19 protein-coding genes and 2 tRNA genes are annotated in these 17,498 nt (G+C 36.8%); 2 read left to right on the forward strand and 19 right to left on the reverse strand.

Translation table 11 applies throughout. The features are described 5' to 3' along the window. The coding region (locus PHT16_03620) for a hypothetical protein (GenBank protein MDD5721502.1) at positions 1-336 on the reverse strand (336 nt) is incomplete at its 3' end. 97 nt (positions 337-433) lie between these two features. Between PHT16_03620 and PHT16_03625 the strand changes: the two genes are divergently transcribed. Continuing rightward, entirely contained in the window at positions 434-2,137 is a 1,704-nt protein-coding gene (locus PHT16_03625; protein MDD5721503.1) for a hypothetical protein, read from the forward strand. 61 nt (positions 2,138-2,198) lie between these two features. Here PHT16_03625 and PHT16_03630 read toward each other — a convergent pair whose 3' ends face one another. Beyond that, a complete protein-coding gene (locus PHT16_03630; GenBank protein ID MDD5721504.1) occupies positions 2,199-2,777 on the reverse strand; it encodes a hypothetical protein in 579 nt (192 codons plus the stop codon). 128 nt (positions 2,778-2,905) lie between these two features. Here PHT16_03630 and PHT16_03635 point away from each other — a divergent pair, with 128 nt between their 5' ends. Further along, positions 2,906-3,157 carry an SHOCT domain-containing protein gene (locus PHT16_03635; GenBank protein MDD5721505.1) on the forward strand — a complete coding sequence of 84 codons (252 nt, stop codon included), beginning with the start codon at positions 2,906-2,908 and terminating at the stop codon, positions 3,155-3,157. A 30-nt stretch (positions 3,158-3,187) separates the two neighbouring features. Here PHT16_03635 and PHT16_03640 read toward each other — a convergent pair whose 3' ends face one another. The 17 genes from PHT16_03640 to PHT16_03720 all read right to left on the reverse strand — a co-directional run bounded on the left by PHT16_03640 (position 3,188) and on the right by PHT16_03720 (position 17,342). Further along, the gene (locus tag PHT16_03640) at positions 3,188-4,825 is read right to left on the reverse strand and encodes a CTP synthase (protein ID MDD5721506.1); all 1,638 of its coding nucleotides are present in this window, start codon (positions 4,823-4,825) and stop codon (positions 3,188-3,190) included. 106 nt (positions 4,826-4,931) lie between these two features. Beyond that, a complete protein-coding gene (locus PHT16_03645) occupies positions 4,932-5,855 on the reverse strand; it encodes a permease-like cell division protein FtsX (GenBank protein MDD5721507.1) in 924 nt (307 codons plus the stop codon). Positions 5,856-5,890: 35 nt separating this feature from the next. After that, positions 5,891-6,559: a cell division ATP-binding protein FtsE gene (gene ftsE, locus PHT16_03650; GenBank protein ID MDD5721508.1), complete on the reverse strand. Its 669-nt coding sequence runs from the start codon at positions 6,557-6,559 to the stop codon at positions 5,891-5,893. A 110-nt stretch (positions 6,560-6,669) separates the two neighbouring features. Continuing rightward, positions 6,670-6,930, reverse strand: a complete 261-nt coding sequence (locus PHT16_03655; protein MDD5721509.1) for a GIY-YIG nuclease family protein — start codon at positions 6,928-6,930, stop codon at positions 6,670-6,672. A gap of 44 nt (positions 6,931-6,974) precedes the next feature. Then, positions 6,975-7,313, reverse strand: coding sequence for a type II toxin-antitoxin system PemK/MazF family toxin (locus tag PHT16_03660; GenBank protein ID MDD5721510.1), 339 nt, complete (start codon positions 7,311-7,313; stop codon positions 6,975-6,977). Beyond that, positions 7,307-7,549: an AbrB/MazE/SpoVT family DNA-binding domain-containing protein gene (locus PHT16_03665; GenBank protein ID MDD5721511.1), complete on the reverse strand. Its 243-nt coding sequence runs from the start codon at positions 7,547-7,549 to the stop codon at positions 7,307-7,309. The genes PHT16_03660 and PHT16_03665 overlap by 7 nt, the downstream gene beginning before the upstream one ends. A gap of 105 nt (positions 7,550-7,654) precedes the next feature. Next, positions 7,655-8,572, reverse strand: coding sequence for a PCRF domain-containing protein (locus PHT16_03670; GenBank protein MDD5721512.1), 918 nt, complete (start codon positions 8,570-8,572; stop codon positions 7,655-7,657). A 1-nt stretch (position 8,573) separates the two neighbouring features. Beyond that, positions 8,574-8,646: transfer RNA gene (locus tag PHT16_03675), tRNA-Thr, on the reverse strand. Positions 8,647-8,661: 15 nt separating this feature from the next. Beyond that, positions 8,662-8,733, reverse strand: a tRNA-Thr gene (locus tag PHT16_03680). A 91-nt stretch (positions 8,734-8,824) separates the two neighbouring features. Continuing rightward, positions 8,825-9,502, reverse strand: a complete 678-nt coding sequence (locus PHT16_03685) for a hypothetical protein (GenBank protein ID MDD5721513.1) — start codon at positions 9,500-9,502, stop codon at positions 8,825-8,827. Positions 9,503-9,540: 38 nt separating this feature from the next. Next, the gene (locus tag PHT16_03690) at positions 9,541-11,124 is read right to left on the reverse strand and encodes an NADH-quinone oxidoreductase subunit C (protein ID MDD5721514.1); all 1,584 of its coding nucleotides are present in this window, start codon (positions 11,122-11,124) and stop codon (positions 9,541-9,543) included. A gap of 1 nt (position 11,125) precedes the next feature. After that, positions 11,126-12,562, reverse strand: a complete 1,437-nt coding sequence (locus PHT16_03695) for a proton-conducting transporter membrane subunit (protein MDD5721515.1) — start codon at positions 12,560-12,562, stop codon at positions 11,126-11,128. Between the two features lie 4 nt (positions 12,563-12,566). Next, complete coding sequence (locus PHT16_03700) at positions 12,567-13,214, reverse strand: hypothetical protein (protein ID MDD5721516.1); 648 nt, start codon at positions 13,212-13,214, stop codon at positions 12,567-12,569. Positions 13,215-13,216: 2 nt separating this feature from the next. Further along, positions 13,217-14,143, reverse strand: coding sequence for an NADH-quinone oxidoreductase subunit H (locus tag PHT16_03705; protein ID MDD5721517.1), 927 nt, complete (start codon positions 14,141-14,143; stop codon positions 13,217-13,219). Positions 14,144-14,147: 4 nt separating this feature from the next. After that, entirely contained in the window at positions 14,148-16,199 is a 2,052-nt protein-coding gene (locus tag PHT16_03710; GenBank protein MDD5721518.1) for a proton-conducting transporter membrane subunit, read from the reverse strand. A gap of 5 nt (positions 16,200-16,204) precedes the next feature. Next, a complete protein-coding gene (locus PHT16_03715) occupies positions 16,205-16,753 on the reverse strand; it encodes a hypothetical protein (GenBank protein MDD5721519.1) in 549 nt (182 codons plus the stop codon). Between the two features lie 172 nt (positions 16,754-16,925). Beyond that, the gene (locus PHT16_03720; GenBank protein MDD5721520.1) at positions 16,926-17,342 is read right to left on the reverse strand and encodes a bacteriohemerythrin; all 417 of its coding nucleotides are present in this window, start codon (positions 17,340-17,342) and stop codon (positions 16,926-16,928) included. Positions 17,343-17,498 lie beyond the last annotated feature (156 nt).

Raw genomic sequence — 17,498 nt, forward strand, 5'->3', positions numbered from 1 at the left:
CTCTACAACCGCAAAACATTCATCTATGCTGTACACTTCTATGGTTCGACAGTACGACTGAAGAATCTGCTGCATTCGGCTGGAAATGTCTTGATATAGATCAAAGTGATGCGAGAGAATAGTCACTTCTGGAAAAAGTTTTTTAATTTGAAAAGTCGGCATTCCGCGGGTCACTCCGAGCTTTTTTGCCTCCGGGCTCATGGCCACGGCAATCCCGCGGTCTTCCCCCACGACCACTGGCTTGCCTCGAAGTTCCGGGCGCAAGGTAAGCTCACAGGCTACAAAGAAGGAATCTCCGTCGGCATGCAGGAAAAGATTGTTCGGCTTATTTTTCACTTAGTAATTGTACACCAAACAACGAGACGGAAGAATAAAACCTTTTTGCAGTATGTATTTATCTTATCTTTTCAAAAAATACTGATATAATATCTATATGAATTCAGAAAATAGAATATGCCAAAACTGTAAAGGTGAATTTACCATTGAGTCTGACGATTTCGGATTTTACGAAAAGATAAAAGTACCACCACCGACTTTTTGTCCAGAGTGCAGATTGCAAAGGAGGCTGGCTTGGCGAAACGATCTAGCTTTCTATAATCGCACGTGTGACCTATGCGGAGATAAAATAATCTCTCTTTATCACGCCGAAAAACCGCTCACTGTTTATTGCAACAAATGCTGGTGGAGCGATAAGTGGGATCCAAAAAGTTACGGCAAAGACATTGATTTTAGCCAGCCATTTTTTGAACAATATCGAGAACTGCAAAATAAAGTCCCCTTGCCTTCTTTGTTCAACGATGACGGCATAGGCAGTGTAAATTGCGAATATACTGAAAATGTCACTTTTGCTAAAAATTGCTATATGGTTTCCATGTCTTGGTTTGCAGAAGATTGTATGTATGGATACAGCATCGGCGGTCCGGAAACGAGCGACGTGGTGGATAGCTTGGGTATTTTCCATTACTCTCATGTTATCTACGAAGGGATTTTTCTAGAACATTGTTACAATTGCAGGAATTGCTATTATTCCTCGAGCTTGGTGGACTGCACTTTCTGTTATGACTGCAAGGGTTGCTCTGATTGTTTTATGTGCGCGAATTTGCGTCAGAAAAAATATTGCATCTTAAACAAGCAATACACCAAAGAAGAATACGAAAGAATATTTAAAAGCTATCGATTAGACACTTATTCCGGAATAGAAAAAACAAAAAAAGAATTTATGGAATTTCTTGCAAAACAGCCTAGGAGATTTGCTAATATTCTTAATTGCGTAGCATCCACTGGACAAGGATTGATCAACAGCAAAAATGCAAAAGACGTCTTTTGGTGCCGTTCCGTAGAAGATTCTAGATTTATTTGGAGAAGCAATGAAATTAAAGAAAGCTATGATTTGACGCCGGCTGGCAAAAGTCTCGAGTGTTACGAAGGGTTGACTCCGGATCATGATTTTCAAGTTTTGTTTTCGATTTATTCTTTAAAAAGCCAAGAATTGAGCTATGTGGAAAATTGCCATTCATCAAAACATCTTTTTGGCTGTTCTGCTATTCGACACGGCCAATATTGCATTTTGAATAAAAAATACAGCAAAGAGGAATATTTTAAATTGAGAGATAAACTTATAAAACATATAAAAGAGACTAGAGAATACGGGGAATTCTTTCCGAGCGGACTTTCTCATTTCGGTTACAACGAAACAATGGCGCAAGAACACTTTCCTCTCACTAAAGAAGAAGCGGTAAAAAAAGGATTCAAATGGTGGGACAAAACGCAAAAAACTTCCGGCAAAGAAACAATCCAACTAGAACAAATTCCGGATTCTATTTCAGATGTGTCAGAAAGTATTTTAGATGAAATTCTTTTATGTATTGAATGCGAAAGAAATTATAAAATAGTGCAGAATGAATTATCTTTTTATAAAAAATATTCTATCCCCATTCCTCGTAAATGTTTTTATTGTCGAAATAGCGAACGTTTTAAATTTGAAAATCCTTTAAAGCTCTGGCATAGGACTTGCATGTGCGATAAAACCAACCATAATCATCAAGACAAATGCTCCGTAGAATTTGAGACCAGTTATGCACCAGAGAGACCAGAGATTATCTATTGCGAGAAATGCTATCAGCAGGAGGTGTATTGAATTGTCAAACATCGGGTGTTTGACAAGTGTTTGACAAAACTAGAAAAAACAAGAAACCTTTCTAACTAGCATTCACATCAAAAAGCTCCTCTTTTGTGTTTTCCCAAGGGAAAATAGTTATTCCCTTCCGTAATCCTAACTTTTCAACTTCTTCAGGGGTTGCTCTGAATCTTTCATTGGTCATTGCTCCGTAAAAAACTTTTTCAACACCTTCTAATTCCTCAAAACCACCATAAACTTTTGTAAGGGTTGCAAGATAAATCTTAGCTTTAGGATATTTAGCTTTTATAGCCTTTACGGCTTCTTTGGCAACTGAACCAGAACTTGTATTCCCTTCTGCGAGAATTATATTCATATCTTCTGGCACATCGACTAAAATATCTGGGACTGAAATAATTTGAGTAATTTTAGTTGGGTAATATGAATATTTAAATTGTAAAGGGAGTAATGGAATAATCTTCATTTTTATTGCTAAGGTGCTTCCCACTATTCCTCCCGTCCGGTGAAGCTGAGAAATTACGTGAACTTGTTTATTCTGTTCCTTGAAATATTTATTTATCTTTTCAATCAGAACATTGATTAAGTCATCGAATTCATTCCACGACATCGGATTTGCATCTTTTTCGGTATAGTTAGACATGGGTTTATTATATCAAAACAAAAGTAAATTGGAATTTAAGGCTCAAAATAGAATCTTAATGAAGAATTCATAATTCTCGAGTATCATTATTTAGTCGAAATTAGTAGTTTTAATTAAATTAAAATATTATGATGTATGGATATTATGGTAATTGGGGCGGTCATATTTTGGGCGGGTTAATTATGTTTCTCTTTTGGATTGTTGTTATTGCCTTTATTATTTGGCTCATTCGAGGAGGCAAATCGCACTTTCATCATGGATGTGGGCATATGGATAGAAATAAAGATGCTATAGACATTCTAAAAGAAAGATACGCCAAAGGTGAAATCAACAAAGAAGAATTTGAGACCAAAAAGAAGGATCTGAGCAGTCAAAACTAGGGCGGAGGCGTTGCCTCCGCCCTAATGTTCTTATTTCTTCTTATTTATACTTGCTTTTATGAAAGCTGAAAAAAGAGGGTGCGGGGCAAGCGGGCGGGATTTGAACTCGGGATGAAATTGAGTGCCGAGATAAAATGGATGATCTTTTTTGGAAAGTTCGGCTATTTCCATCAAAACTCCATCTGGAGATCTGCCAGAAAATACCAAACCGGCTTTCTCCAAATCTGCGACATATTTCGGATTAACTTCATATCGATGTCGATGACGTTCAGAAATTTTGGAAGTTTTGTAAGATTGAAATGCAATGGTGTCCTTGGCTAGAACACAATCATAAGCGCCTAGGCGCATACTGCCCCCGTAATTTTTATTCTTTATTTTTTCCACTTGATCAGCCATCGTGGCGATAACCGGATGCGAAGTGTTTGGATTCATTTCAGTCGAATTCGCATCATGCAGTTTTAAAACATTGCGAGCATAGGAAATCGTTAAAATTTGCACACCTAGGCATAAACCAAAATATGGAATCTTTTTTCTGCGAGCATAATCTGCCGCTAAAATCATGCCTTCTACTCCTCTATTACCAAATCCTCCTGGGACTATAATGCCGTCCAAATCATCAAGTTCGCTTAATAATTTAGGATTCTTTTCATATTTTTCTGAATCAAGCCAGATAACGTCCGGCTTGAAACCGAAGGACCAAGCAGCATGATTTATCGACTCAATTACTGAAATGTAGGTATCTTTGCAAGATTTAAAATTGAAATATTTTCCCACAATTCCGATACGTACTTCTTTTTTTATTTTTTTAATCTTATTTGCAAAAGCAGTCCAATCAGCCAAATCCTGATTTCGTGGCTTGAGCCCAATGGCTTTTAGTAAAGTATTGCCAAAATTTTCTTTTTCAAAATTAACCGGCACATCATAGATAGAATAAACATCCGGCGCCGAGATTATCCTCTCTATCGGCAAACTGCACACGTTGCTGATAGTTTGCTTGATGTCCAAGGTGGCAGGCTGGTCAGCTCGACAAATCACAAAATCAGGATTTAAGCCCATAGAATGAAGATCATTGATAGCGCGCTGAGTAGGTTTTGATTTTTGTTCGCCTAGGAGTGTCGGTGTCGGTAAATAACTTATTAAAACAACAAAAACATCTGAGGGGGTTTTTGATTTCATCATGCGAGTCGCTTCGAGAAATGGAAATAATTGATATTCCCCCACTGTGCCTCCATATTCTATGATGGTAATCTCAGATTTATTCTTTTCCTGACAAGCTTCTATTCGCCTGATTATTTCCTTTGGGATATCTGGATAAACTTCGACATCCTCCCCTCCGTATTCTAGATTGCGTTCTCTCTTTATAACCTCTCTATACACTTGCCCAGTAGTAACATAATCTACACGGGTACTGATTTGGTTTGTGTAGCGTTCATAATTGCCGAGATCTTGATCAGCCTCTATGCCGTCTTCGCCGACAAAGACTTCCCCATGCTCAGCCGGACGAATCGTCCCCGCATCTATATTGACATACATGTCCGCTTTCATATTTGCCACTTTGTAACCGCGAGACTGCAAGATTTTTCCGATAGAAGCGGCAGCGATCCCTTTTCCCACTGAAGACATAACACCTCCCACTACGAAAATATATTTTTTTTCTTTTTTTTGCATCCCGTTAGAAGTCATACTAATTTTATTAAATTTAAAATAATATTAAGTAACTTAAATTAATTCTTATAATATACCATGAAATTTGACTTCTAACGGGATGCATCATTTATTTATTCAAATATTTTCTGACAGCTAAGAAGCTAGAAATAATACCCAAACCTACGCCTGATAATAAAAGGATAATGAAAATTTGAAGAATGCTTGAGAGATAATAATCATACATATTGATTCCAAGAAAATCTGTCATATTGTGTCCGAGCCAGGCTGACACTGGCCAAAAAAGAATAAGGGTGAATAGAGTCGCAATGATGCCGTAGATCGCGCCTTCTATCATAAAAGGCCCGCGCACATGCATCTTGGAAGCGCCGACCAGGCGCATCACGCCTATTTCTTCTTTGGAAATAAAAATCGTCAAGCGAATCGTATTATAAGTAATAATGATAGAAATAATCACAAAAAGCAGGGTTACCAGAAGTCCGAGCTTTTGCGCGCCAGAGATTATGTTGTCTAATTTAGATATAACTTCTTTGTTGTTATAATAATTCGTATGATCTATTATAGAAATTGGGCCTGACACTAACGCATTGTCTGATTTCAAAAAATTTGCAATCGATTCGTATTGAGAAATTTCTTTTGCTTTAATGCCGAGAGTCGCTAAAAGCGGATTGCTACCTATCTCGTCCAAGGCTTGAATGGTCGGGTAGTCATTTGAGTGGCGAAGGCGGAAATTCTTTAAATTGTCAGCAGCGCTTGTATAAAAAACTTGGGATACTTCTGGTAATTTTTCCAATGAAGATTTTAAGCGCATAATATTACTCTCCGACGCGCTTTCGGTAAAATAAATAGTGACATCCACTTTGTCTTTGATTTGGTTAAGAGAAAAATGTAAAACTGCCTGCAAAAAAATAATAAGCGTAATGACTGAAAGGGTAATCGTAACTACCAGAACCGCTGCCCAAGAAACAAGCCCACTTCTTTTAAAGTTTAAAAATCCATTTTTTATAATTCTTTTAAATGCGACTATTCTCATAAATTTAAAAATTATTCTAGAACGATTATATCATATTATTTCTTATGCTTAGTATCCCTTATAATTTTCCCATTTTCCATAGTAATTACTCTTTTTCCAAGGGATTCAATAATTCCGTAATTGTGAGTAGTCAATATTACAGTCGTGCCGAGATCATTTATCTTTTTTAAAATCTGCACTATCTCATGCGTGTTCACTGGGTCTAAATTCCCCGTCGGCTCATCAGCGATGATGAGCTCTGGTTGATTTATGATTGCCCTCGCGATAGCCAAGCGTTGCTGTTCCCCACCGGACATTTGATCTGGGAAATGAAAAACTCTATGGCTTAGATCAACAAGCTCTAAAACATGCGGAACGTCGCTCGCTATCTCTTCTTCAGTTTTACCGACGGCCTCCATAGCAAAAGCGATATTTTCATAAGCAGTTTTGTTGGAAAGCAGTTTGTAGTCTTGAAACACCATGCCGATACGGCGGCGAAGCCTGGTCAAATCTCTCCTTTTTATCTGGTTCACATTTAATGACTCAAAAAAGACCGTGCCCATAGAAGGCTTTTCTTCCGCTAAAATCATTTTTGCTAAAGTAGTTTTACCGGCGCCGGAATGTCCGACAATGGACACAAATTCTCCTGTTTCTACCGTAAAAGTGACATCATCGAGTGCAGCCAAATCCTTGTAAATTTTTGAAACATTATTAAAGTAAATCATCCCGTTACGAAATAAACGCGGACACCACAATGATGCGCCTTATCTTCATTATTAATAAAATTTGTTGTTAAAAATATTTTTGTCATATGTGTCCGCGATTTCGTACGGGATTATCCCGTACAGAACAGGAAGCGCTTTAACCTTTGTTTTAAATAAAGTTTGCCCCTTCCCGACTTTAGATACAATTCGCGGTTTCTTGCATCACTCTCATTTAAACACGCTTCATAATATATTATTTCAAAGGGGCCTCGTCCTTTAGTATACGAAGATTTACCCTCAGAATGTTCTTTAAAGCGCTTCCGCAAATTATTTGTGTAACCCGTATAAAAATTACCACTTTTCTTACTTTTTAATATGTAAGTATAAAACATAGTAAGTTCTGTTCGGGAGCACCTTTTTATTCTATCACAAATTTCTATTCAAACAAAACAGAAACTCTCCCTAGAATTTCGTTTATTTCCAATAGGCTTACCCTGCCTGTTATTTTCTTTATTCTCTCTTGTATATCAAAAGATCTTACCTGATCAGCTAAAACAAAAGACTTTTCTTTGGGCCCTTTTATGGCAACTTCAAAAAAATAACCCTTGCGCTTGCTGGTCATAGGACAAACTAGCGCCAAACCAGAAAAAGAATTGTATTCATCAGAAGAAATCACCACCGCTGGACGCAACCCTGATTGTTCATGACCTTTAGTCGGGCTAAAATCAATCCAAACAATGTCACCTCTCTTTGGAATTACTGGATTTTTTACCATATTTCTTTACCTCTAGACTTGTCGTTCAGCCACAGAGATTTATGCAAGCTTTTCTTCGTCATCCCTTTTAGCATTTGTTCTACAGTATATTTAGGGCGGCTAGAAGTAATAATCATCTTATTTCCTAATTGCTGAAAACCCACCACGGCTCCCTCTGACCAATTTAGATTTTTGGCAAATTCATTGGGTATTCGCACCGCCAAACTATTTCCCCATTTTTGTATTTTAGTTGTCATATTCTAAGTATATACAATGTATCTACACTGTCAAGTTTACAAATTCTTCTCTGCCTCAATCCCGAACGAAGCAGGTCGCCCCAAGGTGACCGTAGCACTCGCTTGTTAGCGAGGGCGGCTTCGTTCGGGATCAACGAAAATGTCCAAATCTCCATTTAAAACCGCATCTACATTGGAGGTCTCAACCCCAGTTCTGTGGTCTTTGACCATTTTATAAGGATGAAGCACATAAGAACGGATCTGATTTCCCCATTCTATTTCAGTATTTTTGGTGGATTTCAGGCTTTCTTCCATAGTTCTCTTGTCTTCCTGCGCTTTTTTGAAAATTTTGGCCAAAAGGATAGCCATCGCTCGCTCGCGATTTTGTTCTTGAGAACGCTCATTTGAAGCGTGTACGGCTATCCCTGTCGGAACATGCACTAAACGAACCGCGGTTTCTCTTTTATTCACATTCTGCCCCCCAGGACCGCCGGAGCGGGAGTATTCTATCTTTAGGTCAGCCGGCGGTATAACAAAATCTTTTTCTTCAAGTTTAGAAAATTTAGGCAAAACTTCTACCATGGAAAAAGAAGTGTGCCGTAATTTTTTTGAGTCAAAGGGTGAAATTCGCACCAGGCGGTGCACCCCGCTTTCATTCTTTAATGCTCCATAGGGACCAACCCCTCCCAACCTCCCCTTATCATGGGAGGAGATTTCAAAAGAAACATTCCTATATCCATTATCATTGTTTTTATTTTCATGAATAAAAAAAACTTTCCAACCGCGCTTGTCGGCATACTTGATATACATGGACAAAAGCATCGCAGAGAAATCTTCTGCGTCATCCCCGCCAGCGCCGGAGATGATCGTGATCACAGCATTGCCTTTGTCGTATTTGCCGACTCCTTCTTTTTTTTCTTTCAGTTCCGCTAATTTTTTCAAAGTCGCCTGCGCTTTGTTTTTGTCATTCCAAAAATCAAGGGCCTGCATCTCTGCTTCCAGTTTTTCTATTTCTTTTGTGATTTCATTTAAATCATTTTCCATGAGCCATCCCCGAGGATCGAACTCGGGACCTCAGTCTTACGAAGACCGCGCTCTACCAACTGAGCTAGGATGGCCAAAGAACAAGCAAGAGCCGTCGAAGGGGATCGAACCCTTGGTCTCGTCATTACCAATGACGTGCTTTACCGCTAAGCTACGACGGCTTTATAAACTACTCTGTTATATTAGTTTATCCCGACACCTTTTACAAGTGAAAGGTGTGGGGATTTATTTTGGCCTATTTTGCAAAAAAAATTAATTCAAATATCTTTTTAATAATTCCTCTCTAGATATCTCTGCTTCACTAATATCTCTTCTTTCTGATTCAAAATACTGGTTCTTTTGTTGTTCACTAATATATCCTGTGACGACAAAACCAAACTCAGCCATACGTTTAGGATTATTAGTTACAACGTCAGAAATAGCAGTTATTTTTTTTATTGTTTCATCTTTTTCAACAATTTTGGCTAATTTTTTTAACCCCTCAATAATTAATTTTAAATAATTTTCTTTTCCAACTTCCCTTAGTAGTTCTTTTGATGGAGCAAGGTGGATATGAATACTGTTTTCATCAACCCCATAAGACAAAAGATCATTTAACTTTATAAGATTTCCTTCTTTGAGAAAAGCTTCTGCTTGTATTTTTTCAATTAATCTTGGATTTTTCTTTTTTATTTCTAAAATTGGTTCAAGAACGATAAGTGTTTTATTTATGAATTCATCTCTATTTAAAATTTCGGAACACTCCCTTAATTCTTGGGTGGTTTTTTCTTTTTCAAGAATACCTTTTTTTATAAAAATACCTACTCCTGCTGACAAAAAAGCATTAAATCTTTCTTCCCCACTTTTATAAGCATCAAAAAAATCTCCTATTTCTTTTTTGAATTTCTCTTCCTCTGTTTGTTTTTTAGGCTCTAGTGACGCTTCTTCCATGGAATTTATTATAACAGTTTCTCGCCGAAGTATCTTAATTACAAATCATTCCCAGAATATGATAAGTTAAAACTCTTATTTATCAACGGGAAATCGGGAACTACATTGTCGTACCCAGCATCTCTAAGTACTGCCCAATTGATCAAAGAAGGGTCTCTTGGAAAAACTCGGCTGATATTTCCTTTCGAATCTGTCCTTACAAAATAGACAATATCCCCTCTCCACCCCTCGACAATGCTCACCGCAAAAGCATCTTTTTTGAAAGCGATGTCGGGATTGGAAATATTAATATCTCCTTTGGGTAATTTACTCAAGGCATTTTGGATAATTTTAATTGATGAATACACTTCTTTGATGCGAACCCGAAACCTCGCGTACACATCTCCTCCGTTTTCAACCGCAATTTCATCCAGAATAAGTTCATCATAACCGGCATAAGGATAATCGATGCGCGCATCATTTGCTATACCGAGAGACCTTCTGACAACCCCTACTACTCCATGATCTTTGGCAATTTCTTGATCTATCGCACCTGTCCTTTCCAGACGATTCAAAAGAGACGCATCGTTGAGAGCTATATCCATAACTTCTGAAAAATCTTTTTTTATATTTTCTAAATTCTTAATCAAAACATTTTTTTCTTCTCCACTGATATCTTTAGAAACTCCTCCCAGCATATTCACTCCTCGCAAAAATCTGCTTCCGGTGATTCGCTCATTTATCTGCATTATCCCCTCTCTTAATCTAGCACCTTGGGCTCCCCCAAAATTAAAACCGGTGTCGAGCATAATGGCCCCCAAATCTCCAAAATGATTTGCTAATCTTTCTAATTCAGAAAAAATAACTCTAATATAAAGCGCTCGCTTGGGAACTTTTACATTGCTTAATTGTTCTAATGCCTGACAAAAAACCAAAGAATGGCTGAAAGAACTATCCCCGGAAATTTTCTCCGATAAACGTATCTTTTCTGGAAGAGGCAAAACCTCAAATAATTTTTCACTGCCTTTATGGGTGTAACCAAGCCGTGGCTCTAAAAGGACAATGCTTTCTCCGGCAACACTAAAACGAAAATGGCCAGGTTCGATAATCCCCGCATGAATCGGCCCGACTGGTATTTCATAGATGCCTTCTCCTTTAACTTTTTGAAAATGATATGTATTATTTTTGGCAATCGGAGGCCTGGTAGAAAAATTGAAATCTTTTCTCAATGGAAAAATATTTTTGGGCCAATTCTCGTGAAGAATGATCTGTCTGGCGTTGCGATGACCGACAGGCTTTAGCCCGAAAAAAGTTTGAATCCTCCTTTCATAATCCGCTATCTTGTGGGTGCTAGAAGATAAAGACAGAGATGGAAATTCTGCTGTGTTTGTTAATTTAATAAAAGGCATGATAAACAAATGGTCCTTGGGCGAACCAAAAATATACCATATTTTAAAACAGCCATTTTCTTGTCTTTCATCTGTCGCGGTTACAAGTTTTAAGGAAAGGCTGTGATTTTTATAAAAATCAATAATCAATTCTTCTATCTGCGAAGATGGGACTTCAAAAGAAACAGCATTTTCACTGAAACTCAATTCAGCATTTTTTGGAAGATTATATTTTTGTATTTTTTCTTTTATCATTTTAGTAAAGCAAGACAGCTTTATTTATTAAGGCGAGTAAAAATGGCGGAATATAAAAACTTAAAATAATTATTATTACTAAGAAAATAATCGGTGGAACAAGCAACCAAATACTGCTTTCCCCGGCTTCCACATCTACAGGCTTTTCTCCCAAAAACATTGAACTTACATGTTTCAAAAAACCGATAAAAGTAATAGTCAAAAAGAATAAAACAATAAAACTGACAATCGGGTAAACTTGGATTCCGGCAGAAAGTATATACACTTTTGTAAGAAAAATGCCAAACGGAGGCGTGCCTGAAATAATTAAAAATCCCAAGATAAAGAGAACGCTGGTAATGGGAAGAATCTTCAACGCGCCTTTGATATTTTGAATTTTTGCAGAACTATATTTGAGCAATAAATTTCCGGAAGTAAAGAATAAAATAGCTTTGACGCAAGAGTGATAAATCATATGCAAAATTGCGGCAAAAATACCCAAACCTCCAAATCCAAAACCAAGAGCCATGATTCCGGCGTTTTCAATGCTGGAATATGCTAATAATCTTTTATAATTCCTTGAATTAAATATTATCAAAGCTGAGACAGCGACAGATAAAACACCGAAGGCAATCAGCAAATGCTGGCTAAACAATGGCCCGACAACCGCATCAGTTATTTTTTTGAATTTCAATATTATCATGAAGGCAATCGGCAACAATGCTCCTGACAATAATGCTCCGAGAGGAGCAGGGGCTTTACTGTAAGCATCCGGCTTCCAGGTGTGCATTGGGACGAACCCCACCTTCGTTCCATAACCGATCAAAACAAAGATGAAGGCAATTTTCGCCAGAAGCGGATTGAGATTTGAAGAATTTTCCAACAATAAATTCCAACTGATCGCTCCGCCTGTTCCATGGATCTCAGTAAAATATAAAAGAGTTCCGAAAAATCCCAACAATAAACCGACAGAGTTGATAATCAAATATTTCCAAGCGGCTTCGACGGATGAAGGTTTGTTGTAAAAACTGACGAGAAAAGCGGTGGACAAGGTGGTCGCCTCAATGGAGATCCAAGCGAAAATCGGATTGCTGGCACTTATCGAAAGAAACATAGCTGTTAAAAATAAATTCAATAAAATAAAATATTGTTTCACTCTTGTAAATCCTATGATATTTTTGGCAGTTTCTTTTCGAAGATAGACAATAGAATAAACAACAGTAAAGAAACCGACAAAGCTGACGATGAGAATCATTATGGCTCCCAGGGCATCAATATTAAAAAATGGAAGGAAATTATAAGAACCAAAATCTGCTACCTTGATGGCTATTGAAATAGACAATATCAATACAATAAATGACGAAACTACGGAGACACCCTCAATGGCTGCTCTTCTTTTAAGAAGAATACTTACTAAGGATGAAACTATTAACAATGCAATAATAAAAATTATTTCCATAAATTTAATCTTTTAATTTATTCATAACGGTTACATTAAGCGAACCAAACTGTTCATATATCATATTTGTAAATACTGTTGAAATAATAATCCAAACAAAAATATCAAACAAAATCCCAATTTGAAGCCACGCGGATTGTTCCAGTCCGGCAAAAACAACGAAAGCAATTAGGCTATTTTCAAATGAAAGCACCCCGATAATCTGCGAAAGCGCTCCCTTACGATTGATAATTAAAAACAAGGAAAGAAACATTACTGCAAGCGACAAGGCCAGCAACATATGATTGCCAGGAATTATGTTGGTCAAGGGAAAAAATTTATGGGAATAAGCAATGAAAGTCAGAGAGGAAATAATTATTAGGGTAAGAGGGGTGTTGATATAAGTGCTGACTGAAAAAGCTAAAGCATTTTTCTTGATCAAACGATTGAAGAACAAAGGGGCCAATATCACTTTGATCGCCAAAACTAGCAAGACCACCACAAGCAATAATATACTACCTGAATCCAAGTACGAATTAAACAATATAATTCCCAATGCTAAGGATTGAAACATATATGCCCAAACTACCTCAGAGCTCTTTTTAGAAATATGCAGAAAAACTAAAATCAGAAACATTATCTCTAATATGAATTGTAAAAATAAAATACTCATAATTAATTGATGAGCCCAATGGCCACTACGCTAATAATAAAAGATATGATCAAAAGATCCGGCAAGCGAAAATATCTGAATTTAGACATTTTTGATTCGAGCACCCCGACTACCAAACAGAAAATCACTATTTTAAATAATAAAACCAGTATCCCCGCAACAATTGCCATCAAGCTCATACTATGTGCTATCCCATAAGGAAAAAACATATTGGCGCCCAGGCTTACAAAAATAATAAATTTGTTAGCTCCTGCCCATTCCATCAAAGCTAATTTCTTGCCTGAATATTCTAAGATCATAGCTTCGTGAATCATGGTCAATTCTAGATGCGTATCCGGATTGTCAAAAGGAAAACGGCCGTTCTCTGCCAATAAAATAATAAAAAATCCAATAAAAGCCAAGATGACAGATATAATGGGTTTGTTATATACAAAAAGACCGGCACTTGATATTTTAAATAAGTTTGTCGTGCCACTTATTATGGCAACAGTTAAAAGTGAAAAAATTAATCCACCTTCCGCCATCGCAGAAATGGTCATTTCACGGCTTGAACCAAAACCGCCAAACGGACCGCCTGTATCCATCCCAGCCAGTGCCAAAAAGAATGTCCCAATAGAAAGCAGATAAACTGTAACCAGAATATCGCCGGTATAAAAATTCATAAATAAAGAGCTAAACAGAGGGATGCTTGCGCCCACGATAATAGTTATAGAAAAAATAATATAAGGAGAAAATTTAAAAATCCAAGAAGCCTCGGAGCTTATGACTTCATCTTTGTGCAATAATTTCCACAAATCTTTATAAGGTTGCCATACGCTGGCTCCCCGACGATTTTGCAATTTTGCCTTGATCTTTTTTATAAAACCAATAAAAAAAGGCGAGACCAGAGGAACAAAAATAAGTTGTAAAATTAAAATAATAATCTGCATAATTTTATAATATTAAGAATAGTGAAATTATAAGAGCGATAAAAATATAAGAAATATAAATATTAATATTTCCGGTTTGAATGTTTTTTATGCGCAAAGACAAGCCATTAATTATTTTATTTATGGGCTGATAAAAATAATAATTGTAAACATTCTCTACGCCCAAGGTAACGGCTCGAGACTTCGGCAAATATCTGCTTTCGGCGTCATGATATTCGACATCGTGCTGGATGCTAGGCTTGAGAATACCCCTGAAAATAAGAATAATTGATCTGGTAAATCCGGTCGCCGTTATTTCCATTCGAGGAGAAAGTGCGGTACCGCAATCCCATGTTTTGCTAATTGTAATTTTTTGATTTTTATTGACATTGTATTTGATAATCCAAATTACCAATAAAATTGTAAGAATAATTCCTATGAAAATCGCAAAAGGAGCGACGGATGAAAAACCATTATTTATATTAAATACTTGATGGGAAGAAATAAAAACAGAAGAAGAGGAATTGTTAAAAATAGAAAATCCTCTCCCTACTTTTTCAAGCAAGATAGTTATGTAACCTGATAGCAACCCAAATAAAATTGACAACAGAGCAAGTGCTCCCATCCCTATGCGCATAAATGTATCAGATTCTTTTGCCTGTGTAACCTCTTCGCTCCTGGGACGAGCGAGGAATATAGCGCCGAAGGCTTTGACAAAACAAGCAAGAGCAAGCCCCCCAGTGAAAGCGAGAGACCCTGCCGCGAGCATAAACACCATCTGAGAATAAGATTGCAATTGAGCTATCCCTTGAAAAAGAGATTGGAATGTCAGCCATTCGCTAAAAAAACCATTAAACGGAGGAAGAGCAGAAATTGCCATTGAGCCAATCAAGAAAAACATCGCTGTTTGGGGCATGTATTTTATAAGACCGCCATACTCTTCCATATTCTTAGTATGAACTTCATTTATAACGGACCCGGCGCTCAAAAAAAGCAACGACTTGAAAACAGCGTGGTTGAGAGTGTGGAAAAGCGAAGCGATTAAACTAAGCAGGGCTAGGGGTACCATATTGAGTGAAAAAAATACCATCGCGCTACCGAGTCCAAGTAAAATTATCCCAATGTTTTCAATACTGTGATAGGCTAAAAGTTTTTTAATATCATGCTCCGTAAGCGCATACAAAACTCCAAGCAAAGCAGAAACGGACCCGATAATAATAATGACCATCCCCCACCAAACTGGAATCGGTTGCAAGATATCCAAAGCCATGCGAAGAAGCATATAGATGCCTGTCTTTATCATCACTCCAGACATAAGAGCAGATACGTGTGAAGGAGCAGCAGGATGAGCTGCGGGAAGCCAAATGTGAAATGGAATGATACCAGTTTTCGTACCAAATCCAATAATCCCGAATATGAAAATAATATTTTTTACAGAAGATGGAATCAAAGCCATATTGGATTTAATTACAGAAAAATCAAAAGAATTCGTGTATTTATAAATCAGTAAAAATGAAAATACTATAAACGAGGTGCCGATATAAGTCATAACTAAATACAAGAAACCAGCTTTAATATTTTTTCTTTCATCACTGTCATAAACAACTAAAAAGTACGACGAAACCGACATAATCTCCCAAGCAATCAAAAAGAAAATTCCATTCGAAGCGGTCACAACCAAAATCATGCTCCCGATAAGCAAATTATAGAAAAAACCTAATACTCCAATATTGTATTTTTTATAAAAATGTTTGATATACCCTATTCCAAAAACAGAACAAAAAAGAGCGATTAAGGAGATGGCAAAAATAAAGAAAGCGGAGAGCATATCAATGTTGAAAGAGAAAGATAAAAGAGAAAATGAAGAAGAACCGAAATTAAAAGCAAGATTGTGTCCAGTAATTATTACTAAAACTGAAAAAATAATTCCTGATAGTGAACCTAGGATTGCAAAAAAATTATTCCAAATATTCGCCAGTTTGTCATCTTTCTGCAACAACAAAGAACCGATCGCTCCAACAGCAAAAAAAACTAACAGCGAAGAAAACCCTATTGGTGATGTTATGGTTTCGATCATATTGTTTATATAGGATTATTTAATTTCGAAGGCCCGTTTAATGTCTCAAGAATTTTAAGAAGGTGCAATAAAATTGTCTTGGGTGACGGTGGATCGCCTGGAATATGAAAATCCACAGGAATAATTGATTCGACGCTGTCTAAAACTGCATAAGATCCTTTGAATACGCCTCCGTCTTTTGCATCATCACCTACCGTGACTACGATTTTTGGGGTAGGAGTTGCTTCATAAGCATCTTTGACTGCGCTCGCCATATTGCGAGTCACCGGACCGGTAACCAGCAACATATCAGCATGCCTCGGAGAAGCGACAAAATGAATCCCGAAACGCTCGATATCATAGTAGCTATTTGATAAAGCGACTAGTTCCTGCTCGCAAGCGTTGTCGGATCCGGCGTCTACTTGCCGGATAGCAAGAGAACCATTAAACATGCGTTTCACGTTGTCATGTATCTTCTTTCCAATATAAGAAATCTCTTCTTGATCTACATCATTATGGGATATTGGAATCACTGTGTTTTTGTTTTTGAATATTTTTAACAGAAGTTTAAACATAAATTGTGCTTTTTAACAATAAAAACATACGCAATAATTAAATTATTACGTATATTTTTATATTATACCCAATATGGATTTTAGTCAAAAAAAATTATTTACCTTCTTTAAATTCTAAAAATTTACCAAACTTAGGCAACATTTAAAGAGCTACGCTGAAAAGAGTATGTTGTTACTTCTTTGCGAGGCTATCAATAAAATTGTGGTATTTTTGATCTTCTTTACCAATATGATTTATCCACCACTCTCCAAGATATGTCTCTACTTCCATTATTAATGCATCTGCATTTTCTCCACTATTTAATTTATCTAAAAAAGCAACATAATTCTTGATAAAATCCTCATGTTTTTTTATATGTTCTTGCAAATAAGGATAACTATATTCCTGCATATAATATTCTTCATAAGAAAAATGTTCTTTAATGTATTCGTCAAAAAAACTAACCGCATCGGATGCCTCTTTGGATTTTGCCCCTATGGCTATCGCATCAATGATTTTGTTAAGTTGTGATAAAAGTTTTTGATGTTGTTCGTCAATATGACCCTCTCCAACTGACATACTTTTTGTCCATTCAAAATAAATTGCCATAAGAAATTTAATAATTAATTTTTAATAAAATAAACATAACTATTTTTATAGTATATCATATAGGTTCGTAGTCTATAAAATATTTCAAACTTGAGTCAAAACCTGTGCACGACTTAGTGGGCGATGTTAGAACTGCGTTTAATGTGTTAAATGATA

This window comes from Candidatus Paceibacterota bacterium (assembly GCA_028718635.1).
Taxonomy (GTDB): domain Bacteria; phylum Patescibacteriota; class Minisyncoccia; order Phycocordibacterales; family UBA9973; genus UBA9973.